The 23,991-nt window shown below is 73.3% G+C and carries 21 protein-coding genes; 15 read left to right on the top strand and 6 right to left on the bottom strand.

Translation table 11 applies throughout. The features are described from left to right. Nucleotides 1-15: 15 nt before the first annotated feature. Both ACGFI1_RS17580 and cofD read right to left on the bottom strand, forming a co-directional pair. Nucleotides 16-1,302, bottom strand: a complete 1,287-nt coding sequence (locus tag ACGFI1_RS17580) for a coenzyme F420-0:L-glutamate ligase (protein ID WP_392786262.1) — start codon at nt 1,300-1,302, stop codon at nt 16-18. Continuing rightward, complete coding sequence (gene cofD, locus ACGFI1_RS17575; RefSeq protein ID WP_364544786.1) at nt 1,299-2,252, bottom strand: 2-phospho-L-lactate transferase; 954 nt, start codon at nt 2,250-2,252, stop codon at nt 1,299-1,301. The genes ACGFI1_RS17580 and cofD overlap by 4 nt, the downstream gene beginning before the upstream one ends. A gap of 159 nt (nt 2,253-2,411) precedes the next feature. Here cofD and ACGFI1_RS17570 point away from each other — a divergent pair, with 159 nt between their 5' ends. The 4 genes from ACGFI1_RS17570 (at nt 2,412) to ACGFI1_RS17555 (ending at nt 8,763) form a co-directional block, all read left to right on the top strand. Continuing rightward, nucleotides 2,412-3,329: a hypothetical protein gene (locus ACGFI1_RS17570; protein ID WP_392786260.1), complete on the top strand. Its 918-nt coding sequence runs from the start codon at nt 2,412-2,414 to the stop codon at nt 3,327-3,329. A 299-nt stretch (nt 3,330-3,628) separates the two neighbouring features. After that, nucleotides 3,629-3,844, top strand: coding sequence for a WhiB family transcriptional regulator (locus ACGFI1_RS17565; protein WP_171064042.1), 216 nt, complete (start codon nt 3,629-3,631; stop codon nt 3,842-3,844). Nucleotides 3,845-4,006: 162 nt separating this feature from the next. After that, nucleotides 4,007-7,273: a glycosyltransferase gene (locus ACGFI1_RS17560; protein ID WP_392786258.1), complete on the top strand. Its 3,267-nt coding sequence runs from the start codon at nt 4,007-4,009 to the stop codon at nt 7,271-7,273. 5 nt (nt 7,274-7,278) lie between these two features. Next, a complete protein-coding gene (locus ACGFI1_RS17555; RefSeq protein ID WP_392786294.1) occupies nt 7,279-8,763 on the top strand; it encodes a DUF5719 family protein in 1,485 nt (494 codons plus the stop codon). Between the two features lie 25 nt (nt 8,764-8,788). Here ACGFI1_RS17555 and ACGFI1_RS17550 read toward each other — a convergent pair whose 3' ends face one another. Beyond that, nucleotides 8,789-9,277: a metallopeptidase family protein gene (locus tag ACGFI1_RS17550; RefSeq protein WP_386873673.1), complete on the bottom strand. Its 489-nt coding sequence runs from the start codon at nt 9,275-9,277 to the stop codon at nt 8,789-8,791. Nucleotides 9,278-9,476: 199 nt separating this feature from the next. Between ACGFI1_RS17550 and ACGFI1_RS17545 the strand changes: the two genes are divergently transcribed. The 7 genes from ACGFI1_RS17545 to ACGFI1_RS17515 all read left to right on the top strand — a co-directional run bounded on the left by ACGFI1_RS17545 (nt 9,477) and on the right by ACGFI1_RS17515 (nt 16,436). Continuing rightward, a complete protein-coding gene (locus tag ACGFI1_RS17545; RefSeq protein ID WP_089331018.1) occupies nt 9,477-9,854 on the top strand; it encodes a DUF3499 domain-containing protein in 378 nt (125 codons plus the stop codon). A gap of 146 nt (nt 9,855-10,000) precedes the next feature. Next, the gene (locus ACGFI1_RS17540) at nt 10,001-11,359 is read left to right on the top strand and encodes a phosphomannomutase/phosphoglucomutase (protein WP_392786256.1); all 1,359 of its coding nucleotides are present in this window, start codon (nt 10,001-10,003) and stop codon (nt 11,357-11,359) included. A gap of 39 nt (nt 11,360-11,398) precedes the next feature. Further along, the gene (locus ACGFI1_RS17535) at nt 11,399-11,581 is read left to right on the top strand and encodes a Trm112 family protein (RefSeq protein ID WP_138636623.1); all 183 of its coding nucleotides are present in this window, start codon (nt 11,399-11,401) and stop codon (nt 11,579-11,581) included. A gap of 22 nt (nt 11,582-11,603) precedes the next feature. Then, nucleotides 11,604-12,758 (top strand): SIS domain-containing protein, encoded by a 1,155-nt coding sequence (locus ACGFI1_RS17530; RefSeq protein ID WP_392786254.1) that lies wholly within the window; start codon nt 11,604-11,606, stop codon nt 12,756-12,758. Further along, the gene (locus ACGFI1_RS17525; protein ID WP_386873676.1) at nt 12,759-13,724 is read left to right on the top strand and encodes a cation diffusion facilitator family transporter; all 966 of its coding nucleotides are present in this window, start codon (nt 12,759-12,761) and stop codon (nt 13,722-13,724) included. Nucleotides 13,725-14,159: 435 nt separating this feature from the next. Next, complete coding sequence (locus ACGFI1_RS17520) at nt 14,160-15,728, top strand: sensor histidine kinase (protein WP_392786252.1); 1,569 nt, start codon at nt 14,160-14,162, stop codon at nt 15,726-15,728. A 33-nt stretch (nt 15,729-15,761) separates the two neighbouring features. Then, on the top strand, nt 15,762-16,436 hold the full coding sequence (locus ACGFI1_RS17515; RefSeq protein WP_386873678.1) for a response regulator: 675 nt from the start codon (nt 15,762-15,764) through the stop codon (nt 16,434-16,436). 26 nt (nt 16,437-16,462) lie between these two features. On the opposite strand, the gene ACGFI1_RS17510 is transcribed toward ACGFI1_RS17515, so the two are convergent. Further along, a complete protein-coding gene (locus tag ACGFI1_RS17510; protein ID WP_138636628.1) occupies nt 16,463-16,816 on the bottom strand; it encodes a MerR family transcriptional regulator in 354 nt (117 codons plus the stop codon). A 168-nt stretch (nt 16,817-16,984) separates the two neighbouring features. Between ACGFI1_RS17510 and ahcY (ACGFI1_RS17505) the strand changes: the two genes are divergently transcribed. The 4 genes from ahcY (ACGFI1_RS17505) to ACGFI1_RS17490 all read left to right on the top strand — a co-directional run bounded on the left by ahcY (ACGFI1_RS17505) (nt 16,985) and on the right by ACGFI1_RS17490 (nt 21,400). Then, nucleotides 16,985-18,415 carry an adenosylhomocysteinase gene (gene ahcY, locus ACGFI1_RS17505; protein ID WP_392786249.1) on the top strand — a complete coding sequence of 477 codons (1,431 nt, stop codon included), beginning with the start codon at nt 16,985-16,987 and terminating at the stop codon, nt 18,413-18,415. A gap of 68 nt (nt 18,416-18,483) precedes the next feature. After that, on the top strand, nt 18,484-19,740 hold the full coding sequence (gene ahcY / locus ACGFI1_RS17500; protein WP_386873680.1) for an adenosylhomocysteinase: 1,257 nt from the start codon (nt 18,484-18,486) through the stop codon (nt 19,738-19,740). Continuing rightward, entirely contained in the window at nt 19,740-20,318 is a 579-nt protein-coding gene (locus ACGFI1_RS17495; protein ID WP_392732479.1) for a hypothetical protein, read from the top strand. Before ahcY (ACGFI1_RS17500) ends, ACGFI1_RS17495 begins: the two co-directional genes overlap by 1 nt. Nucleotides 20,319-20,419: 101 nt before the next feature. After that, entirely contained in the window at nt 20,420-21,400 is a 981-nt protein-coding gene (locus ACGFI1_RS17490) for an LppU/SCO3897 family protein (protein ID WP_392786247.1), read from the top strand. Here the strand turns inward: ACGFI1_RS17490 and ACGFI1_RS17485 are convergent. Both ACGFI1_RS17485 and ACGFI1_RS17480 read right to left on the bottom strand, forming a co-directional pair. Then, a complete protein-coding gene (locus ACGFI1_RS17485; protein WP_392786245.1) occupies nt 21,397-22,809 on the bottom strand; it encodes a cellulase family glycosylhydrolase in 1,413 nt (470 codons plus the stop codon). The genes ACGFI1_RS17490 and ACGFI1_RS17485 overlap by 4 nt on opposite strands. 119 nt (nt 22,810-22,928) lie before the next feature. Continuing rightward, the gene (locus ACGFI1_RS17480; protein ID WP_392786243.1) at nt 22,929-23,984 is read right to left on the bottom strand and encodes an RDD family protein; all 1,056 of its coding nucleotides are present in this window, start codon (nt 23,982-23,984) and stop codon (nt 22,929-22,931) included. Nucleotides 23,985-23,991: the final 7 nt, after the last annotated feature.

The following is a 23,991-nucleotide window of genomic DNA, read 5'->3' as shown; positions in this document are numbered from 1 at the left end:
CCGATCTATTCCCGCCTACCGGACCTCGATGAACGCCTCGGCGCTGCGCGGCGGGCGCTCGCGCGGCGGCGCGGCGGCGTGCCCGACGCCGACCGCGCCCATCGGGTCCCACTCGTCCGGCAGGTCGAGGACGTCGCGGACGACGTCGCGGCAGAACATCGTGCTCGACACCCAGCACGAGCCGAGCCCCTCGACCGCCAGCGCGACCAGCAGGTTCTCCACCCCGGCGCCGGTCGCCACGACGAACATCTCGCGCTCGGCGCGCGACCGCCGCTCGTCGGGGTAGTCGTGCGAGCCGTCCATCACCAGGCACGGCACGATCAGGTACGGCGCCCGGCGCAGCACCTCGCCGCGGCGCAGCCGCTTGGTGATCGACTCCGCGGAGAAGCCGTCGCGGCGCAGGTCGGCCTCCCACGCGTCGCGCATCGCGTCCAGCAGCCGGGTCCGCGACTCCGCCGACTCCAGCAGGACGAACCGCCACGGCGTCGTGTGGTGCGGCGCCGGCGCGGTGATCGCGGCGTCGACCGCGCGGCGCACCGCTGCCGGGTCGACCGGCTCGGCGGTGAACTCGCGGATCGTGCGGCGCGCGCGCAGCACGTCCGCCGACCCGAACCTGAACATGTCCTCGTCGGGGGGACGCACGAGCGCCTGCGCGCCCGGCCCGTCCTCGGCCGTGACCAGCTCGGAGAGGCCCCGCACCACGGCGATCGGCACCCCGTCGAGCTTGCCCTTGACCAGCTCGCCCGCCGCGGCGATCTCGTCCGCCACGGCGGTGATCGTCGCGTCGAGCCGGTTGCCGTGGGGGTCGGTGCGACCGCGCAGGTCGGCGAGCGGCTCCAGCCCGGCGACGCCGATGGCGGCGTCGGTGAGCCCGTTGCGCCACGGCCGCCCCAGCGTGTCGGACACGATCACGGCGACGTCGGCCCCGGTGCGCTCCCGGACCCCGGCCCGGATGCGCCGCGCCGACGCGTCCGGGTCCTCCGGGAGCAGCAGCACCGTCCCCGGCCGGGTGTTGGACGCGTCCACCCCGGCCGCGGCCAGAACGAGCCCTTGGCGCGTCTCCACGATCCGCGTCTCGCCTCGCGCGTGCGCGCGCCGCGCGACCACGCGCACCGTCTCGGCGTCGATGGCCTTCTCGCGGTCGTCGGCGAGTAGGACCCGCCCCTCCGCCTTGCTGACAATCTTGGACGTCACGACGAGCACGTCCCCGTCCTGCACCGTCCCCGCCGGGACCAGCGCGGCGATGTCGTCGCCCTCGGCGACCTCCGGCAGCCCCGGAACGCCGAAAACCTCAAGCCTCACTCGGCGTCCTCCGCCCGCTTCAACTCCATCGCCAGGTCGACCGCCGCCCGCGCGATCGCGGCCGTGGCCGCGGCGTCGCTCATCAGCAGCGGCCGGGACCGGACGTCGATGCCCTCGACCCGGACGTCCGCGTCGGCCTCGTCGACCAGCCAGCCGTCCAGCAGCCCCAGCCCGTACAGCTCCGCGACCGCCCGCGCCGACGTCTCCACGCCGATCGCCGTCAGGCACGCGTCGGCCATGCCCCGCACCGGCGCCCCGCCGATGATCGGGGAGACGCCGACCACGGTCTTCGATGCCACGGCGTCCCGGATGCCGGGCACCGCCAGGATCGTCCCGATGCTCACCACCGGGTTGGACGGCGGGAACAGCACCGCGTCGGCCGCCTCGATCGCCGCGAGCACGCCGGGCGCCGGCTTGGCGTCCTCCGCGCCCACCGCCGCGATCGACAGCGCCGGAACGGACGCCCGCAGCCGCACCCACCACTCCTGGAAGTGGACGGCCCGCCGGCCTTTCTCGTCCTCGATGACCACATGCGTCTCGACCTGGTCGTCGCTCATCGGAATCAGCCGGACGCCCGGATTCCACCGGTCGCACAGCGCCTCGGTGACCGCCGACAGCTTGTAGCCCGCTTCGAGCATTTGCGTCCGGACGATATGGGTCGCGAAATCGCGGTCGCCGAGCCCGAACCATCCCGGGCCGACGCCATAGGCGGCCAGTTCCTCCTTGACGGTGAACGTCTCGTCCGTCCGGCCCCAGCCCTGTTCCTCGTTGATGCCGCCGCCGAGCGTGTACATCACGGTGTCCAGGTCAGGACACACCCGCAGCCCGAACAGGGAGATGTCGTCCCCGGTATTGCCGATGACGGTGATCTCCGCCTCCGGAACCGCCTCCCGCAGGCCGCGCAGGAACCGGGCGCCGCCGATCCCGCCCGCCAGACACACGATCTTCATAATCCAACCCTACGGGGCGCCGTCCGCGCATGGAGATCTGCACCGAAGAGGCGCCGCGCGGATCGCGCGGTCCGCGACGCGGGTGCGGGGTCGCCGCTCCGGACGAGACTGTGCAAAGCTTTGCCGTGTAATGGATTGCCTCAGTCTGGAGAATTCACCGTGAACAAGGAAGCCGTCCAGCGCCTGCGCGAACCGGCCGCCTGGGTACTGCTCGCCGCGGCGGGACTGCACTTGCTCGCGGGGCTGATCTCCCTTCTGGGCGGCGACGGCACGTTCACCGGCCGCGCGCTCGGCGAGACGCGGGGCGGGACGTTCCTGCAGATCGCCCTCGTCGGGATCCTCGTCCTCGCGGTGCTCCTGGTCACCTGGGGCGAGACCCCGACCCCGCAGGCCCGGACGATCACCATGGGGGCGCTCGGCGTCCTCGGCGGCATCGCCCTGTTCGGGGTCATCGCGTGGCTGAGCGGGATGCTCGCCGACTCGGAATACACCTCGGCGGTGACGAAGCTGTCCGCGTTCCTGGAGGGCGCCGGCAAGCTCGCCGTCGTCGGAGCGGGCGGCTGGTTCGTCTTCACCGTCTTCCAGGGGATGCAGCCCGCGCGTCCGAAGGCCCAGCCGCAGATGCAGCCGGGCTACCCCGACTTCGGGTACCAGCAGGGCCAGCAGGGCCAGCAGCAGTTCGGGCAGCCGCAGCAGTACGGCCAGCAGCAGGACTACCAGCAGCAGGGCTACGAGCAGCAGCAGTACGGGCAGCAGCAGTACCAGCAGTACGGGCAGCAGCAGCCGGGCGCCGAGGGCCAGCAGGCCGCTCAGCAGTACGGCCAGCAGCAGTACGGCCAGCCCCAGCAGTACGGCCAGCAGGACTACCAGCAGTACGGTGCCCAGGGCGGCTACCAGGCCGGCCAGCAGCAGCCCCAGAACCAGCAGCCCGCCGCCGACGAGGAGATGGGCGAGTGGACGCGCGCCTACGGCGGCTCCGGCGGCGACCAGGGCCCGCAGGGCACCCAGCCCGCGCCCCCGCAGGGCGAGCAGGGCGGCGACTGGTACCGGGACAACCGGCCCCCGCCGCCGCAGTGATCCGCCGCGCCGCCCGCGTGCGCCGACCGGCGTCCAAGCGCGGCGGTGACCGCCCGATTAACTGATCTTCATCCAAAGGTCAGCGAGCCCATCCCGGCATAAGCCGTTTTGTCGCCCAGGAAAGCTCTCCGGCTTGACGGGGCAGTCGCTACACGCGTGTAATTTCGTCCGTGTAGTTTCAATGCCTTCTCGGGGGAAGGAACCGGAGGGAAGGCATTGACCAGGGGGTTCCACGGGCAGGGAGGTGCGCTGTGAGCGAGGTGGTCATCCCGCTGGCGCACGGCACAGACGGCGAAGAGATGGGCTGGCAGGAGCGCGCCCTGTGCGCGCAGACGGACCCGGAGGCGTTCTTTCCGGAGAAGGGCGGCTCCACTCGCGAGGCCAAGAAGGTGTGCCGGGCATGCGAGGTGCGTACGGAGTGCCTGGAGTACGCGCTGCAGCACGATGAACGTTTCGGCATCTGGGGAGGTCTCTCCGAGCGGGAGCGGCGCAAACTGAAGCGCCAGGCCGTCTAGCGGCGTCCAGGCCGCCCGCCGCCCGTCCCGGATCTCGGGGGAACCGGGGCGTGCGCCGAGCGGTCGCCGTACAGTTATCAGCCGTGCCGGCCCCGGCCGGCACGGCTGACGTCTTCCCGCATGCTTCACCACGACCCTGTCGTCCCACAGATCGAGCGATCATTGGCCCCCACTCTCGATCGCCACGTCGTCACGGCGGTCCTCGTCGTCCATGACGGCGCCCGGTGGCTTCCGGAGACCTTGAAGGCGCTGCTCACGCAGGCGCGGCCCGTGCAGCGCCTCGTGATCGTGGACACCGGCAGCCGGGACCGCGGGCCCGCCGTGCTCGCCGAGGTCGTCGGCGCGGGCACGGTCCTCACCCTGCCGCGCACCACCGGCTACGGGGAGGCGATCGCGGAGGCGCTGCGCCAGGACGCCGCGTCCGCGCCCGTCCCCGACGACGAGCCCGGCACGCCGCGCACCGAGTGGCTGTGGCTGCTGCACGACGACTCCGAGCCCGCCCACGACGCGCTCGCCCAACTGCTGCGCACCGCCGGCGCCGACCCCAACGCGGCGGTGCTCGGCCCGAAGGTCCGCGATTGGGACGACCGGCGCGTCCTGCGCGAGCTGGGCGTCACCGTCGACGCCGCCGGGCGCCGCGAGCGCGGCCTCGACCGCGACGAGTTCGACCAGGGGCAGCACGACGGCGTCCGGGACGTCCTCGCCGTCGGCAGCGCCGGGATGCTGGTCCGCCGGGACGTGTGGGAGCGGCTCGGCGGCTTCGACGTCGAGTACGGCATCTTCCGCGAGGACCTCGACTTCTGCTGGCGGGCGCACGCCGCCGGGCACCGGGTCGTCACGGCCAGCGACGCCGTCGTCTACCACGCGGAGGCGGCCCGGCGCGGGCTCCGCGAGATCGGCATGACCGCCGAGCACCCGGCCCGCCGCGACCGCCGCAACGCGCTGTTCACGCTGCTCGCCAACCAGCCGTTCCCGGCGATGCTGCGGGCCCTCGCCCGCAACGTGTGGGCGTCCCTCGCGCACGCGCTGTTCCTGCTGGTCACCAAGCGGCCGGGCGCGGCCCGCGAGGAGCTGCGCGCGCTCGCCGACGTGCTGCGCGACCCCGGCCGGCTGCGGCGGGCCCGCGCCGCCCGCGCGGACGGCCGCACCCGCGTGCACCGCACCGTGCGGCGCTTCCAGCCGCGGTGGGTGGTGCTGCGCCGGGCCGTCGAGGCGGTCTCCGAGCACCTCGCCGCCCAGGAGCGGGCCCGCGAGCAGCGGGAGGAGGACGACGTCACGGTGGACGAGCCCGGCCCGATCCGCCGGTTCCTCGCCCGTCCCGGCGTGCTGCTCGTCCTCGCGCTGACCGCCGTCGCGGTCGCCGCCGAACGATCCCTGCTGACCGCCGTAGGGCGGCTCGGCGGCGGCGCGCTCGTGCCCGCCTGGGGCGGCGCAAGCGACCTGTGGGAGCAGTACCTGACCGGCTGGCACCCGGTGGGGCTCGGCACGGACGCGGGCAGCCCGCCCTACGTCGGCGTCCTCGCGGCGCTGTCGACGGTGCTGTTCGGCAAGCCGTGGCTGGCGGTGTCGGTCCTGCTGCTGGGCAGCGTGCCGCTCGCCGGGCTCACCGCCTACCGCGCGTCCCGGCTGCTGATCACCGAGTCGCCGCTGACCGGGCGCCGGGCCCGCGCCGCCGGGCGCCGCGTCCCCGTCGCCGCCGTCCGCGCCTGGTTCGCGGCCGTGTACGCGCTGCTGCCCGCCGCGACCGGCGCCATCGCGGGCGGACGCCTCGGAACCGCCGTCGTCCTCGTCCTGCTCCCGCTGATCGGGCTGTACGCCGCCCGCCTCTACGGGGTGCCGCGCTCGGAGGCCGCCCGCTTCAACGCCGCCACCCGGCGCAAGCGCGCCGGACGGGCCGCCTGGACGGTCGCGCTGCTGCTGACCGTGGCGATGGCTTTCGTCCCGCTCGTCTGGCTTCTCGCCGTGCTGGCGGCCGTGATGGTGTACGCGCTGCTCGACCGGCCGGGCCCTCGGCAGGGCCGCCGCAACCTCGGCATCGCGCTCGGCGTGCCGCCGCTGCTGATGCTCCCGTGGACGGTCGGCCTGCTGCTGCACCCGTCCCGTTTCCTGACCGAGGCGGGCCTGCACCGCCGGTTCGAGCCCGCGACGGCGGCCGACCTGCTGGCGCTGAACCCGGGAGGGCCGGGCACGCCCGCGCGGTGGGCGCTCGCGGGCCTGCTCGCGGTCGCCGTGCTCGCGCTGCCGCTGCGCAGCCGCCGGGGCAGCGTGCTCGCGGGCTGGCTGCTGGCGGTGTTCGGGCTGCTCCTCGCCGTGCTGATCAGCGCCATCACCGTCACCAAGGGCGCGGACGCGGCCCCGGTCTGGCCCGGCATGGTGCTGATCTTCGCGGGGGCGGGGGTGCTGCTCGCCGCGACCGCCGCCGTCCAGCGCGCCACCGAGGTCCTCGCGGGCAAGGACGTGATCTACCGGACGGGCGGCGCCGTCGTGGTGCTCGCCGCGCTGAGCGCGCCCGTCCTGTCCGCCGCGCTGTGGGTGGTCGGCGGTGCGGGCGGGCCGCTCGGCAAAGTCGACCCAGACACGGTGCCCGTGTTCCTGCACGCGCCGGGCGGGCCGAGAACTCTCGTCCTGCACCGGGAGCCCACCGGACGGGTCTCCTACACGATTCTCCGGGACGAGCGTCCGAGACTGGGCGAAGCAGAGGTCCCGGTGGGCGGCGAGGCACACGAACGCTTGAACGACCTCGTAGCGGGCCTGGCCGTGGGGCGTGAGGGCGACGACGGGCCAGCACTGACCCGTATGGGCGTCCAGTACATCCTCGTGCCGCAGCCCCAGAAGGACCCGGTCACGAAGGTCTTGGACGCGTCACCGGAACTGACCCGCCTCAGCCGCACCGAAACGTTCGCCGTGTGGCGGCTCCAGGCGGCGTCCGCCCGGATGATGCTTCTGCAGGGCTCCACTGTCACGCCCCTACCTGCGGGCCGGATCAACGCCCGTGTGCAGATCCCTCCCGGACAGGGCAAGCGCACCTTGCTGCTGGCCGAAGCCGGGGACGGCGGCTGGCGGGCCACCCTGAACGGCGAGGAGATCCTCGAATGGCACACGGTGGACGGCTGGGCGCAGGGCTATGACATCCCCCCGAGCGGAGGCGAGTTCAAACTGACGCGCTCGGACAAGCTGCGGCACACCTGGGTCGTCATCCAGGGCGTCGCCGTCTTGGCCGTGCTCGTCCTGGCGCTGCCCGGCGCGCAGACCGACAACCTGACGTTCGGTGGCGACAGGCAGGGGCGCCACCACGGACGGCGCGCGCGCCGCCGTGGACGCCGCCGCGCAGGCCATGCCGCCCACGTCAAGCATGAGCAGTCCCCAGAGCCGCCCTCAGAGCCGGCCAAGGAGCCGGCCAAGGAGCCGAGCCCGGAGGAGGTGCCGTGATCCCCATGCGCAAGGCTCTGCGGGAGAAGGCCGTGCCGGAAAGGGCCGTGCTGGAAAAAACAGTGCGCCTCCTCGGCATGCGCTACGCCACCGCCGCGCTGATGCTCGTCGCCGTCGCCGCCCTGTACGGGGCCGCGACCCTGTCGCGTCCGGGGGAGGCGTCCGAGAAGGGCCGCACGGTGCCCGTCGCCAACGCCGTGATGGTCTGCCCAGGGCACGAGGGCGGGCGCCTGGCCGTCCAGTCCCTCTCCCAGAGAGGCGGCGGGAGCGTGGAGATGGCGCCGTCCAAGGGCGGCTCCCCACTCGGGTCCATGTCGTCGCCAGGCCAGGGCTGGAACGGCGACACCAAGTCCAGCGGCGACGCCTACACCGTCCGCGGCACCGGTGCCATCGCCGCCGGGCTGGAGGCCGAGCAGACCACGTACTGGCCGGGCGGCCCCGACCGCGGCCTCGCCAGTGCCCGCTGCGCCGCCCCCGGCACCGACCTGTGGTTCCTGGGGCCCGGCCCCACCGCCGCCGACCGGCTCGACCTGTACCTGACCAACGTCGACGCGCAGCCCGCGTCCGTGAACCTCACCGCCCTGTCCGGCGAGGGGCCCCTCGACACCCCGGACGGACGCGCCACGCCCGTCGCGCCCTACACCACCCGGGTCGTGCGCATCGGCGGGTCGCCGGAGGGCCTCGGCGACATCGTGAAGACCGCCGCCGACCTTGCGCTGCGGGTGCAGACCACCAGCGGGCGCGTCGCCGCGTCGGTGCGCGCCCGGATCGGCGCGAAGCGCGGCATCGAGTGGTTGCCGCGGTCCGCCGAGCCCGCGACGTCCGTCCTCGTGCCCGGCGTGCCGGGCGGTGCCGGCAAGCGCCGCCTGCTGGTCTCCGTGCCCGGCGACGACGACGCCCGCATCAGGGTGCAGGTGATCACGCCGGGCGGCGCGTTCGCCCCGCAGGGCCAGGACGTGCTGGACGCCCCCGCCGAGACCGTGACGTCCGTCCCGCTCGACGGCGCGCTGTCGGGGAAGGCCGCCGCCGTCCGGCTCACCGCGGACCGGCCGATCCTCGCGGGCTTCGCCGCCGACCGCGGCGCCGACATCGCCTACGGCGCGGCGACGGCGCCGCTCGCCGCCGGCGGCCCCGGCGTCGTCGCCGACAACCGGTTCGACTCCTCGCTCGTCCTCACCGCGCCGTTCGGGGCGGCGACCGTCGAGGTCACGACCGTCAACGCGGCCGGGCGGAGCCGCCCGCAGGAGATCAGCGTCCAGGCCGGGCGGACGGTCGAGGCGAAGCTGACCGCCCCGGGCGAGGCCGACGCCGCCACCGCCTACAGCGCGTTGATCGTCCCGAAACCGGGGTCGGGGCCCGTCTACGCGTCCCGCGTGCTCGCCACCGGCAAGGGCGACGGCTACCTGTTCACCGTCCTGCCGATCACCCCGGCCCGGACGACGATCCACCTGCCCGACACCGCCGACTCCCAGACCGCGCTGACCCCCTAGCCGCGCGAGCCGAGCCGCGCGAGCCTCAGTCGTCGGGGGAGTCGTAGCTCGGGTCGACGGACTCGGGGGAGAGGCCGAGGAGCTCGGCGACCTCCTCGACCAGCAGGTCGCGGATCAGCCGGGACTGCTCCGCCTCACCGGAGGCGCGGGCCTCGACGGGCCGGCGGAACACCACGATGCTCACCGCCGGCTCCCCGGCGGGGATCGCGGAGGCGGGCGGCCGAGCGGAGCTCATCGGCGGGACGGCGGTGGGCGGTGACCGGAGGACGGTCTGGCCGAGCGGGACGGGCCCGTCGAAGCCGGGTTCGACGATCGGCACGTCGTCGACCGCGAACTCCACCTCGGCCAGTTCCGGACCCCAGCGCTGGACGAGCCGGCGTACCTCGTCGTCGACGAGGTCGTCGAACCGCTCGGCGCGGGTCCGCGAGACCGGCGCCTGCGGGGGCGTCAGAGGACCACGGATGCCGCGACCGTGACGGTCGCGACGCCGTGCGCCTGCCACACGGGGTCGCACGCGTCCAGACTACCTCCGCCGTCGCCGGTGACCCGCGGGGAGCCGCCGGGAACCGGGTGCGCGCGGCTCGCCAGATGTCGCACGGTGAGAGTTCGTCTCCGTACGGAATGTAGTTCTTACCCCGGAAATCGCCCGGTAACGGCGACACGTGCGCCGGGGTGGTGGCGGAGCCGCTGGGAGGGGGGTACGGTCAGCCATCGTGAGCCCCGTCCGCACCTGCTCCCGCACCGCCTGCAAGGCGCCTGCAGTGTTCACGCTCACGTACGTCTACCGCGACTCCACCGCGGTCCTGGGGCCGCTCGCCACGTACGCAGAGCCACACTGCTACGACCTGTGCGCCGAGCATTCCGAGCGGCTCACCGCCCCGATGGGGTGGGAACTCGTGCGGCTCCCCGTCGAGGAGGAGACCGAGCCCAGCGCGGACGACCTGGAGGCCCTCGCCGACGCCGTCCGGGAGGCCGCCAAGCCCGCGCCCGGCCCCGGCCAGGAGCCGGTCGGCCAGGGCACGGAGGTCGGCCGCCGCGGCCACCTGCGCGTGCTGCGCTCCGAGCCCGCGGGCACCCAGGGCCAGGAGTAGCCCCGGCCTCCCCGTGGCCCCGCCCCGTCCGCGGCCACGTCGCGGCCGGTCGCCGTCTCGCGTCCCGGTAGGCTCGTGAACCCGGTTTCCCGGGGCACAGGGTCTCTTGGCACATTCGGGCAGCGTTTCTCGACCAGGGAGCAGGAGTGGGCGACCTCGGCAAGATCTTCAAGGCGTACGACATCCGGGGCGTCGTCCCGGACGAGCTCGACCCCGCGATCGCCGAGGCGGCCGGGGCGGCGTTCGTGCGGGTCACCGGGGCGAGCGCGGTGGTCACCGCGCACGACATGCGCGAGTCGTCGGTCCCGCTTGCGGAGGCGTTCGCGCGCGGCGCCACGTCCCAGGGCGCGGACGTGATCGAGGCCGGGCTCGGCTCCACCGACCTGCTCTACTACGCCAGCGGCAGCCTCGACCTGCCCGGCGCCATGTTCACCGCGAGCCACAACCCGGCCCGGTACAACGGGCTGAAGCTCTGCCGCTCCGGCGCCCGCCCGGTCGGCCGCGACACCGGCCTCGCCGAGATCCGCGAGATGGTCGAGAACGGCGTCCCCGCCTACGACGGGAAGCCGGGCACGGTGCAGCGGCGGGACGTCCTGAAGGGCTACGCCGAGCACCTGAAGACGCTCGTCGACCTGTCGTCGATCCGGCCGCTGAAGGTCGTCGTCGACGCGGGCAACGGCATGGGCGGGCACACCGTCCCGTCGGTGTTCGAGGGCCTGCCGATCGAGCTGGTCCCGATGTACTTCGAGCTGGACGGCACCTTCCCCAACCACGAGGCCAACCCGATCGAGCCGGAGAACCTGCGCGACCTGCAGGCCAAGGTCCGCGAGACCGGCGCCGACATCGGGCTCGCCTTCGACGGCGACGCCGACCGCTGCTTCGTGGTGGACGAGCGCGGCGAGATCGTCGCCCCGTCCGCGATCACCGCGCTGGTCGCGACCCGGGAGCTGGCGAAGCACCCGGGGTCCTCGATCGTGCACAACCTGATCACCTCCAAGGCCGTCCCGGAGATCGTCGCCGAGCACGGCGGGACGCCGGTCCGCACCCGCGTCGGGCACTCGTTCATCAAGCAGACGATGGCCGAGACGGGCGCGGTGTTCGGCGGCGAGCACTCGGCGCACTTCTACTTCCGCGACTTCTGGTTCGCCGACTCCGGCATGCTGGCGGCCCTGCACGTCCTCGCCGCCCTCGGCGAGCAGGACGGGCCGCTGTCGGAGCTGCTCGGCGAGTACACCCGCTACGTCGCGTCCGGCGAGATCAACAGCGAGGTCGCCGACCAGGACGCCGCCGCGGCGAAGGTCAAGGACGCCTTCGCCGGCCGCCCCGGCGTCGCGATCGACGAGCTGGACGGGCTCACCGTGGCCGACGAGTCCGCCGGCTGGTGGTTCAACCTGCGGCCGTCCAACACCGAGCCGCTGCTGCGCCTGAACGCGGAGGCCGGCGACGAGGCGACCATGGCGGCGATCCGCGACGAGGTCCTGGCGCTGGTCAGGGACGAGAAGTGACGACCGGGCCCACCGACTGCAAGGAGAAGTGACGCTGCCATGACGATGAAGCTGGACTCCTGGCTCCTGGAGATCCTCGCCTGCCCGAACTGCGGCGGCGACCTGCGCGCCGACGAGGGCGCCGACGAGCTGGTCTGCACCGGTTCGTGCGGCTACGCCTACCCGGTGCGCGACGACATCCCCGTGCTGCTGGTCGACGAGGCCAGGACCCCCGCCCCGTGAGCCTCCGGGCGGTGGCGCGGCGATGAGCGCGGCGCTCGACCCTTCCCGGCTGGAGGACGCCGAGGCGGTCGAGGCCGCCGACCCGGGCGGGATGCTGCGGCAGGTCGCCTCGTCGGCGGCGCAGGTGCGGGAGGCGCAGCGGGCGGCGGCCGAGGCGGGCGTCGCGGCGCTGGCCGAGGACGGCCGGCCGCGCGCGGTCGTGGTCGCCGGGGTCGGCGGGTCCGGCATCGCGGGCGACGTGCTCGCGGCGGTGTGCGGAGCGGGCTGCGCGGTCCCGGTGTTCACGGTCCGGGGCCACCGGCTGCCCGGCTGGGTCGGCGCGGCCGACCTCGTCATCGCGGTGTCGTGCTCCGGGACCACGGCGGAGACCCTGGACGTCGCCGCTGAGGCGGCCCGGCGGGGCTGCAGGCTGATGTTCGTCGGCGCCCCGGAGTCGCCGCTCGCCGACCTCGCCGACCGGAGTCGCGCGCTGTTCGTCCCCGTGCGGTCGGCGGGGCAGCCGCGTTCCACACTGTGGGGCTTGACCGTCCCCCTGGTCGTCGCCGCGCGCACACTGCGGCTCGTGGACGTCCCCGACGCGGTGCTGGAGTCGACGGCGACGCTGCTGGAGGACGTGGCGCACCGGTGCCGTCCGTCCAGCGAGCCGTTCGTGAACCCGGCGAAGCGGATCGCGCTCGACCTCGCGGGCGACGTGCCGCTGGTGTGGGGGACGTCCGCGATCGCGGCGACGGCGGCGTACCGCACGGCCTGCCAGCTCAACGAGAACGCCAAGTACCCGGCGGTGTTCGGCGAGATGCCGGAGGCCGGCCACAACCAGGTGGCGGCCTTCGACGGCTTCTTCGCACGTGGCGGCTCCCCGGCCGACCCCGGCGCGTCCGACGACGACCATTTCTTCCGCGACCGCGCCGAAGACCCCGAGCACGGCCTGCACCTGCTCCTTCTGCGGGACGTGGACGAGCATCCCCGGGTGCGCGCGCGGGCCGAGGCGGCCGCCGCGCTGGCCCGCGACCGGGGCGTGGTGGTCACCGAGATCCGCGCCGAGGGCGAGCATCCGCTGGAGAGAATCGCGTCACTCATCGCGTCGGCGGACTATGTCACGGTTTACTTGGCTATCGCGCTGGGCGTGGATCCGACGCCGGTGCCTGCCATTGATGAGCTCAAAGCGAGGATTACCTAGATGAGTGCTGAGGGTGGAACAAAGGCCATCGTCGCCGCGCTGGCCGCCAACCTCGGGATCGCGGCGTCCAAGGCCGTCGCGTTCGCGTTCACCGGTTCGTCGTCGATGCTGGCGGAGTCGATCCACTCGGTGGCCGACTCGGGCAACCAGGGTCTGCTGCTCCTCGGCCGCAAGCGGTCCGAGCGCGACCGGACGCCCGAGCACCCCTTCGGCTACGGCCGCGAACGCTACTTCTACGCGTTCGTCGTCGCGGTCGTCCTGTTCACGGTCGGCTCGGCGTTCTCGCTGTACGAGGGCTACCACAAGATCTCCCACCCCGAGGACGTCAAGGCCCCGGCCTGGGCGTTCGGGGTGCTGATCATCGCGATCATCCTGGAGACGTTCTCCTTCCGCACCGCGATCAAGGAGTCGAACCTGGTCCGCGGCGGCCAGTCCTGGTGGTCGTTCATCCGCCGCGCGAAGGCCCCCGAGCTCCCGGTCGTCCTGCTGGAGGACCTCGCCGCCCTCGTCGGCCTGTTCCTCGCGCTGTTCGGCGTCACGATGGCCGTGGTCACCGAGGACGGCGTGTGGGACGGCGTCGGCACCGTCGCGATCGGCGTGCTGCTCGGCGCGGTCGCCACGATCCTCGCGATCGAGACCAAGAGCCTGCTGATCGGCGAGGGCGTCGACCCCGACACCGAGCGGCAGATCGTCACGGCGCTGGAGTCGGTGGAGGAGGTCGCCCGCCTGATCCACATCCGCACCGAGTACCTCGGCCCGGACGCGCTGCTGATCGCCGCGAAGATCGCCGTGCACCACGACGACACGGCGGCGGAGGTGGCGCGGGGCATCGACGCGGCCGAGGCCAAGATCCGGGCGCAGTTCCCGGTGGCGAAGCTGATCTACCTGGAGCCCGCGCTGGACGAGGCGTCCCGTACCGGGGTGCCGGACGCGGAGGCGGCTCCGGAGGCGCCCGCGTCGTCCTGACGTCCGTGGGGCGTCCTCAGGGCGCCCCACGCGTTCGTCGCGGGCCTTCCATCACGGGGCTTCATCACGGGCCTTCATGATGGGCAAGGGACCCCTCGCCGGGCGGCCGCCGCACTGCCGGCCGTACCCCAGCCCAGGCGAGACCGGCGGACGCCTCCGCGAAAGCGGATCGCGGCCGTCCGGCGAGGTGCTTCCCTTGCCTCCCCGCCCGGACCCCTGAAACCGGGCGGTTCTGGTGTGACCGCGGCGGCCCCGCCGAACCCCCTACGTCGGCGATGCCACCGTCGCGGTCACGGTTAAGACATTACGTTCGCGGGCCGTGCCGGGACGTCCCCCTCAAGGAGGGAACCCGCGTGGTACTCCAGGTGGAGCCCTCTCCTCCCTATACATCCGCTCGGTGAGGTGGCCACCCCCCGCAGCGGTCAGTATGGAGGGGTGACCTCCGATGACAAGGCCCGGACCGGACCCGACCCCGCGGGGTTCGGCCCAGCCGTCGCGCACCACGCGTGGCGGCTGTCCGGCCGGATCGTGGCGGGCGTCGGCCAACTGCTCCTGTGGATCCTCACCGGGATCGGCACCCTGCTGCGGCCGCTCGCGGCGCGGCTCGGCGCCCGGCTGAACGGCGGCGCCGCACCCGCCCCCGGCGCGCCGGGCGCCCCGGGCGCGCCCGCCGGTGCGACGGCGCCGCTGCCCCGCTGGATCAACGCCTGGCGGGAGGTAGCGGGCTCCTGGTACTTCGCCCCGCTGACCGGGCTCGCGCTGACGATCGCGGCGCTGGCCGAGCTGGCGCCCCAGGTCGACTCGCCGCTCAGCCTCGCCGGCGGGTTCGCCGTCGCGGCGACGCTGCCGCTCGTGTGGCGCCGGGAGAACCTGCGCCCGGTCGCCGCCGTCGTGCTCAGCGCGGTCGCGGCGAGCCTCCTCACCGGCCAGATCCTGCTCATCACCACCGGCTTCGCCGCCCTCTACACGCTGTACGCGCTGGGCCGGCAGCTGCCCCGCCAGTCGACCGGCGTCCTCGCGCTCGGCAGCGTCGCCACCGTCGCCGTCGTCTACCTCGCCACCGGCACGCTCGACGACGTCCCGTGGCCCGCGACGGTCGTGGCCGTCCTCGCCGCCATCGGGCTCGGCGACGCGCGGCGGGTCGTGGAGTCCGCCGGGCGGACGGAGGCCGCCGCCGCCGAGCGCAACAACGAGACCCTCACCCGGCTCACCGCCGTCCAGCGGGAGCAGGCCGTCATGCGGGAGCGCGCCCGCATCGCCCGCGAGCTGCACGACGTCGTCGCGCACTCCGTCTCCATGATCGCCGTGCAGGCGGAGACGGCCCCGTACACGATGGACGACCTGTCGCCCGAGGCCCGCGCCGGCTACACCGAGATCGCCAAGACGGCCCGCGAGGCGCTGGTGGAGATGCGGCGGCTGCTCAGCGTGCTGCGCGCCGACGCCAAGCCCGAACCGGACGCGGCGAACTCCCCGCAGCCGCGGCTGGACCGGCTGCCCGACCTGATCGAGCAGCACCGCGGCGCCGGCGGCCGGGTCGACCTCGCCGTGCACGGCGACGCGCGGACGCTGTCCACCACGGTCGAGCTGTCGGCGTACCGGATCGTCCAGGAGGCGCTGACCAACGCGCGGCGGCACGCGCCCGGCTCGGGCGTGCACGTCGACCTTATGTTCCTCGCCGACCGGCTCGCGGTCCGCGTCCGCGACGACGGCGCGTCCGCGCCGACGCGGGTACTGAACCGGGACGCCGTCAATCCCCGTACCGCCGTATTGGACCCCGCGGGCCCGACCTCCGTGGACGGACGCACCGGACCGCCGCCGCCGGAGTCCGGTGGCGGACACGGGCTCGTCGGGATGCGGGAACGTGCGACCATGCTGGGCGGACGGTTCTCCGCCGGGCCGGCCGCCGAGGGCGGGTTCCTGGTGGAGGCCGAGCTTCCGCTGACGAGGGAGGGGAATTCCACCCGTGGACACGGCTCGCAGGCGCCGCCCGGCCACCACCCCTGACGCGCCCGCCGCACGTCCCGAGGGGCGGCGGCCGTGATCAACGTGCTGATCGTCGACGACCAGACGATCGTCCGGGCCGGGTTCGCCGCCCTGCTCGCCGCGCAGGACGACATCACCGTCATCGGCGAGGCGGGCGACGGCCGCGAGGCGGTCCGGATCGCCGAGCGCACCCGTCCCGACGTCGTCGTCATGGACATCCGGATGCCCGGCATGGACGGTATCGAGGCGACCCGCCGCATCCTCGCCCTGCCGGGCGCCGAGAGCGTCCGGGTGCTGGTCCTGACGACGTTCGACGTGGACGAGTACGTCTACGACGCGCTCGCCGTCGGCGCCAGCGGCTTCCTGCTGAAGGACGCGACCGCCGACGAGCTGGTCTCCGCCGTCCGGGTGGTGGCGCGCGGCGACTCGCTGCTGGCGCCGCAGGTGACCGGGCGCCTCATCCGCGAGTTCACCAAGCAGCGCCGCAACCGCCCGCAGGCGCCGGCGGCCCTGGAGACGCTGACCGCGCGGGAGACCGAGGTGCTGGTGCTGATCGCGGGCGGCCTGTCGAACGGGGAGATCGCGCAGCGCCTCGTCGTCAGCGAGCACACGGTGAAGACGCACGTGGCGCGCGTCTTCACCAAGCTGGGCCTGCGCGACCGCGCGCAGGCCGTGATGCTCGCCTACGAGTCCGGCGTGGTGGTGCCGGGGGAGAACGCCCCGAACTAGCCGCGGTAGGGCGGGTGGGGGACCGGTCAGCGCCGGCGCAGCAGGCGCATCGCCTTCTCCTTCTCGAAGTCGAGCGCGCGGGTCGGCGGGGCGGAGAGCCGTCCGATCCGCTCGCCCAGTTCCCGGACGTGCGCCTGCACCTGCGGCTCGGCCAGGACGCGCAGCCCGAACGCCAGCTCCGCCGGGCCGATGTCGTAGCGCTTCTCCAGCGCGAGGGCGAGCGCCACGGCGCGCAGCTCGGCCTCGCCGAACCGCCGGTGGCCGCCGCCGCGCCGGGCCGCCGACGCCTCCCGGGTGGCGGGCAGCAGCCCGAGGGCCTCCCGGTAGCGGAGCATGCGGGGCGAGGTGCCGAGCCGCCGGGCGGCCTCCGTGATGCGCATGGGCCGATTCTGACAAATCCGTGTCAGAAAGTCGCGTCCGGCCGTGCCTTCCGGCGCCGCCCGCCCGTAGACTCGCGGCGTTGACCGGGTCCCACGGGCCCGTCAAGCCCTCGCGTACCGGCCCGCACACGCGGACGGCGCCGCCACCACCAAGGGAGCAACGAAAGCATGGACTACAAGGTCGCCGACCTGTCGCTGGCCGACTTCGGGCGCCGGGAGATCCGGCTCGCCGAGCACGAGATGCCGGGCCTGATGGCGGTGCGCGAGGAGTACTCCGCCGCCAAGCCGCTGCGCGGCGCGAAGATCATGGGCTCGCTGCACATGACGATCCAGACGGCCGTGCTGATCGAGACGCTGGTGGAGCTCGGCGCCGACGTCCGCTGGGTGTCCTGCAACATCTTCTCCACCCAGGACCACGCCGCCGCCGCGATCGTCGTCGGCAAGGACGGCACCGCCGAGGACCCGAAGGGCGTCCCGGTGTTCGCCTGGAAGGGCGAAACGCTCGAAGAGTACTGGTGGTGCACCGACCAGGCCCTGCAGTGGCCGGACGGCACCGGCCCGAACATGATCCTGGACGACGGCGGCGACGCGACCCTCCTCGTCCACAAGGGCGCCGAGTACGAGAAGGCGGGCGCCGTGCCGGCCGCGACCGAGGACGACCCCGAGGAGTGGGGCATCATCCTCGACACCCTGCGCCGCACCATCGCCGAGAAGCCCGGCCGCTGGACCGAGACCGCCGCCGGCATCAAGGGCGTCACCGAGGAGACCACCACCGGCGTCCACCGCCTCTACGAGATGGCGAAGGCCGGCACGCTCGCGTTCCCGGCGATCAACGTCAACGACTCGGTCACCAAGTCGAAGTTCGACAACAAGTACGGCTGCCGCCACTCGGTCATCGACGGCCTGAACCGCGCCACCGACGTGCTGATCGGCGGCAAGGTCGCCGTGGTCTGCGGCTACGGCGACGTGGGCAAGGGCTGCGCGGAGGCGCTGAAGGGCCAGGGCGCCCGCGTCATCGTCACCGAGATCGACCCGATCTGCGCGCTGCAGGCCGCGATGGACGGCTTCCAGGTCACCACCCTGGACGACATCGTCGACCAGGCCGACATCTTCGTGACGACCACCGGCAACTTCAACATCATCACGGCCGCCCACATGGCCCGGATGAAGCACCAGGCGATCGTCTCCAACATCGGCCACTTCGACAACGAGATCGACATGGCCGGCCTCGCCAAGACCGAGGGCATCGAGAAGATCGAGATCAAGCCGCAGGTGCACGAGTGGCGCTTCCCCGACGGCCACTCGATCATCGTCCTGGCCGAGGGCCGGCTGATGAACCTCGGCTGCGCCACCGGCCACCCGTCGTTCGTGATGTCCAACTCCTTCACGAACCAGGTCATCGCGCAGATCGAGCTGTTCACCAAGACCGACGAGTACCCGATCGGCGTGTACGTCCTGCCCAAGCACCTGGACGAGAAGGTGGCCCGCCTCCACCTCGACGCCCTCGGCGTCAAGCTCACCACCCTCACCAAGGAGCAGGCCGCCTACATCGGCGTCCACGTGGAGGGCCCGTACAAGCCGGACCACTACCGGTATTGAGCCGATAGGGAAATATGACTGCCGGGCGGGGAACTTCCCCGCCCGGCGGCCGTGTCTGCGGGGAGTTCATGAGCGATATCGCGGATGGTTCGCTGGCCTATGAAGGGGTCAAGCGGATCGGGTGGGCCGAGCGGAGCATGCCCGTGCTGCGGCAGATCCGGGAGCGGTTCGCCGAGGAGCGGCCGCTGGAGGGGTTCAAGGTCGCGGCGTGCATGCACGTGACGACCGAGACCGCCGGGCTCATCCGCACGCTCCAGGCGGGCGGGGCGAGTGTTGCATTGGCGGCGTCCAATCCGCTCTCTACGCAGGACGACACGGCGGCGGCGCTCGTCCACGAGTACGGGGTGGAGGTCTTCGCGCGTGCGGGGACCGACCGTGAGGGGTACTACGCCCACATCCACCAGGCGCTGGAGACCGGGCCTGACTTCGTGCTGGACGACGGCTGCGACCTCGTCAATACGCTGCACATCGACCGCACGGACCTGCTCGGCACGGTGAAGGCGGGGTGCGAGCAGACGACGACCGGTGTCATCAGGCTGCACCAGATGGCGCGTGAGGGCGCGCTGAAGTTCCCCATGGTCGCGGTCAACGACACCGACACCAAGCACATGTTCGACAACCGCTATGGAACGGGCCAGTCCACGCTGGACGGGATCGTGCGCGCGACGAACACGCTGCTGGCCGGCAAGACCGTCGTCATCGCGGGCTTCGGGTACTGCGGGCGCGGCCTGGCCGAGCGTGCCCGGGGCCTGGGCGCGCGTGTGGTCGTCACCGAGATCGACCCCGTCAAGGCGCTGGACGCGGCGTTGCAGGGTTTCGCCGTCCAGCCCATGGCGCAGGCCGCGCCGGACGGCGACGTCTTCATCACCGTCACCGGGAACCGCGACGTCGTGAACGGCGACCACCTCGCGGTGATGAAGGACGGCGCCATCCTCGCGAACTCGGGGCACTTCGACGTCGAGATCGATGTGCGGGCGCTGAGCGAGATGGCGGTCGAGGTGCACCGCGGGATCCGGCCGCAGACGGACGAGTACGTGCTGGCGGACGGCCGGCGTCTCGTCCTGCTCGCCGAGGGCCGCCTGGTGAACCTGGCCGCCGCCGAGGGGCATCCGGCGGCCGTGATGGACATGTCGTTCGCCGACCAGGCGCTCACGTGCGCGTGGCTGGCGGAGTCCCACGCGACGCTGGCCCCGGCCGTCCACGAGGTGCCGAAGGAGATCGACACGGAGGTGGCCCGGCTCAAGCTCGCGTCGATGTCGATCTCCATCGACCTGCTGACCCCGGACCAGGAGGACTACCTGCACTCCTGGCGCATCGGCTCCTGATGCCCGCCGGGACGTACCTGCATCTCGACGGGGGGCTCGCGGAGCGCTTCCAGTGCGCGCCGGGCCCCGGCGGGTGGCGCTACACGTCCCGGCGGGACGACGGCGTCCGCGTCGACCTGGTCGTGGACGCGCGGTGGCGGCAGATCCGCGTCGAGTTCGTCACGCCCGGCTGGTGGCTGCGCGGCGGGCTGACCGGGCCCGAGCTGGCGTGGGTGCGCGCGGCCGGCGAGGAGGGCGCCGAGCACGCCGAGCGCGCGGCCGGGTTCATCTCCGACTCGCCGGGCTTCCTGGTCGCGGTCGCCCGCTCGCTGGACCTGGACGACGGCGGACGGGCCGACGTGCCGCTCGTCCGGGTGAGCGGGCCGTCCCTCGCGGCGCTGACCGGGAGGTGGCGCTGGCACCGGGCCGGGACGACCGCGCACGAGACCGACACCGGGCCGCTGCCCGTCTCGGAGTACGAGATCACCGACCTGGCCACGGGCGAGGTCGAGACCGTCCACCTGGCCGGGGACGTCGTCCTCGCCGCGCCCGGCGTGGAGCTGGTGGACCTGGAGTCCCCGCCCAACCTCCTCGCGTGACCGGGCCGGGTTGCGTCGCACCGGGTGGCCGGGTGGGCCCGCGCGTTGCGATATCTTCCTAGCCCGTCCATCAAGATCGTGTTTTTGGAGGAGTGCCGGACATGCACGGACAGGCGCCGGAAGGCCCGGGGCAGCAGCCGCCGACCCCGCCGCCCGTCCCGCCGGGCCAGCCGCCGTTCCCGCCGCCGGGGCAGCAGTTCCCGCCGCCGGGGCAGCCGTTCGCGGGGCCGCCCGCCAAGAAGCCGTCGCCGCTCGTGTGGGTGGGCGTCGCCGCCGCGGCCGTCCTCATCGTGGGCTCCCTCGGCTTCATGCTCGTCAAGGGCACCGGGGCGCCGAGCGGTCCGGTGAAGGCGGGCGACTGCGTCGACACCGGGTTCGGGGCGGACGACGGGAACCGCATCCCGGCGAGCCTGCGGGTGCGGTGCGAGGGCTCGGACGCCAAGGCGAAGGTCCTCAAGATCACCGATGAGGGCAAGGCGACCGGCCTGCGCGTCACCTCGCGGTCCGAGCCGGACTGCCCGGCCGGGACGGACGGCGTCACCAACGTCCGCGGCGAGAAGACCGACGAGAACTACTTCGAGGCGTGCGTCCGCAACGTCAAGGGCCCGCACCCCGGCGACCCCGGCGCGGGCGGCGCGTTCCTGTCGGTGGGCGACTGCGTGAGCAGCGGTTCGATCGGCTTCGGCAAGGAGCAGGCGTGCGCGAAGCCGGGCTGGTACGGCAAGATCATCGCGCGGGTCGACGCGGAGAGGTCGTGCCCGGCGCAGACGCTCGAAGTGATGAAGATGCGGTCGTTCAGCGGCTCCCTCGCCAAGCCGGTGCTGTGCCTCGGCCCCGGCGGCGGTGTGCTGTCCCCCGGCGAGTGCATCGGTGACCCCTCCTTCAAGGTCGGTGACCTGGACAAGGCCGACTGCGGGTCCAGCCAGGCCGTCGCCAAGGTCGTCGGACGCGTCGCGACGCAGCAGGAGTGCCCCGCTGAGGCGACGCACTTCATGACCAGTGAGGGCGCCTACCGTCCGGTGCTCTGCCTGAAGAAGATGCGTCCGACCCTGACCGAGAAGCTTCGCTCCCTGCCGGGCTAAGGCCGCACGGTGACGGTGTGGGACGGCGTACCAGGGTCGGCCCACACCGAGAGGACGCGGCGGGCGGGGTCCCACTGCGTCCGCCATGTTCCGTCAGGGTCGGACGAGGTGACCTTGGGGGCGGCCGGGAACCAGAACTCCGTGGGCCCGGTCACGCCGGTCTTGTTGCGCCAGGTGACGGTGAGCGCGTCCGAGGTCTGGGAGATGCCGGTCAGCGTGCCCGCGACGGCGCGCGGGTAGGGGCGGGCGAGGAGCTTGGAGAAGAGGGTCGGCGCCCCCTTGCCGTCGATGACGCCGGACGAGCCCGGGTCGTTCGACCAGTACGCCCAGCCGATGCCGAGGTCGTCCGCCATGGAGAGCCAGTCGCCGGTGAAGGCGGCCGCGCCCGGGGCGTCCTGGCCCATGCCGCCGACCTCGCCGAGCCACATCGGGGTGCCGAGGCGGCGCGCGGCGGCGGGCATGTTCCGCTTCCAGAGCGCGAACTGCGCCTGCACGAGCATCTTCGCCAGTCCGTCGTAGGAACCGCCGAGGTCGACCCCGCCGGGGTAGAAGTGCGGCGCCAGGACGATGCGCGGGCCGCCCGGCCTGGGGTCGCGGATGGCGCCGAGTGACGTTTCCGCCCCTTCGTTGGGGCCGAGGGCCTGCGGCTCCACGAACACCCAGTTGTCGCCGTCCACCTCACGGATCGCGTTGACGATGCCCTGGTAGAAGGGCGTCAGGATGGGGCCTTCGAAGAAGCCGAACTGCCTCGTGCCGCCGAACGGCTCGTTCATGAGGTCGTAGCCCAAGACGGCGGGGTCGTCCGCGAAGCGCTGTGCGACGTGCTTCCACATCGCGGTGTAGCGCTGCATCAGTTCGGGATGCTTGCCGGTGTTGTTCCAGAAGTTGTCGTAGGCGCGCAGTACGGCCGGTTGCAGGTACGTCAGCACCCAGGGGTCCTGCGGGGTGCAGGGCAGGCCGTCGGTGTAGGTGGCCCAGGCCGGGGCGCCGTTCCCCGAGCCCTTGCAGGCGGCGGGGCCGTAAATGTCCTGGTGCATGTCGAGGATGACGTGCATCCCCTGCTCGCGGTACCAGGCCACGCGTTCGGCGACGTCGTCCAGATACGCGTCGTCGTACCGGCCGGGCTCGGGTTCGACGTTCTTCCACTGGATCAGGTAGCGGACGGAGTTCGTCCCGAGGTCGCGCGCCTCGCGGGCGATGTCGTCCCGGGTCACCCAGGGCAGCCCGTTCGGGCCCTTGGCGCTGCTCGCCGTGTTGAGCCCGTGCAGGATCAGCGTCCGGCCCTGGTCGTCGGTGATGGCAGGGAGCGGTGCCGTGTCCGCGCGCGCGGGGGCCGCCGTGAAGACGGCGGGGGTCAGCGTGAGGACGGACGCCAGGGCGATCCGGCCGAGGGCAGTACGGACGCGCATCCCGCCTCCTAAAACACGAAAGTTATTCGGATATTAGAAGGCGGCCACGGCCCGGGATAGGCACACAAGTCCACAACGAACGGCTCTGGAGACGGCCGTGATTGACAAACCGCGGCCGGTCAGCGCCCGGCCGGGTACTGCCCCGTCGGGTACTGGCCGGTGGGGTACTGGCCGGTCGGGTAGGGCCCCGCGGGCGGCTGGCCGGGAGCGTTCAGGACCTGCTGGTACGGCCCAGCGCCGTAGTTGGGCGGCGGCAGGAACTGCGGCTGCCCCGGCAGCGGCGGGCGGAACGGCGGCGGCACCGGCGGCCCCGGCCGGACGGGACCCGCCACCGGCGGCCCGGCCATCGCCATCACCGGCACCGGGCCCTGCACCGGTCCCGGGCCCCACACGGGCAGGCCGAGGCGGCGCATCCGGCGGGCGCGGCGCTCGGCGAGCCGCATCTCCTCGCGGTGCCGGCGCTCGGCGAGCACCGCCGACAGCAGGATCTCCGGCCGCACCCCCGGCGGCGGGGGCGGGCTGATCACCGCGACGACCTGCCCGGCGATGCGCTCGCCCAGCGAGTCCCGCACCTCGGGCAGCAGCTCCCAGAACCGGGACAGGTACTGCCGGGCCGTCATCGCCAGCTCGTCCGACAGCATCGAGATCTCCAGCGACCGGGCCCACCAGGCGAGCTGCGGCGGCATCACCGCGACCGGGCCGAACAGGGCCGCCGCGGGGGCGCGCTCCTTGATCACGATCGTGCCCGCGAACAGGTCGCCGAGCCGCTTGCCGCGCCGGTTGCAGAACGAGGTGATCAGCGCGGGGGAGCCGTAGAACGTCCAGAACTCGATCACGCCGGCCAGCGCCCGGACCAGCGCCTGCCGGAACCGGATCGGCCCGCCGTCGTCGGCGACCACGCGGAGGCCCACGCCCATCTTGCCCAGCGTCCGCCCGCGCAGCAGCGTCTCGGACAGGCACGGGTAGCCGACCAGGACGGCGACGGTGCCGAGCAGCGTCAGCCCGACCGTCCACGCGTCGTCCGCGACGAGCGAGGTCATCGCGGTCACGTAGACGACGAGGTAGAGCATCACCGTCTGGAAGATCAGGTCGAGCAGGAAGGCGCAGCCACGGCTGGCCAGCCGCGCGACGCGGATGTCGAGCGCGACGGCCTCGCCGGTGACGAGTTCGGCCATGTCCTGC

This window comes from Actinomadura geliboluensis (assembly GCF_043197915.1).
Classification (GTDB): domain Bacteria; phylum Actinomycetota; class Actinomycetes; order Streptosporangiales; family Streptosporangiaceae; genus Spirillospora; species Spirillospora geliboluensis.
This window is presented reverse-complemented; position numbering and strand designations above follow the sequence as displayed.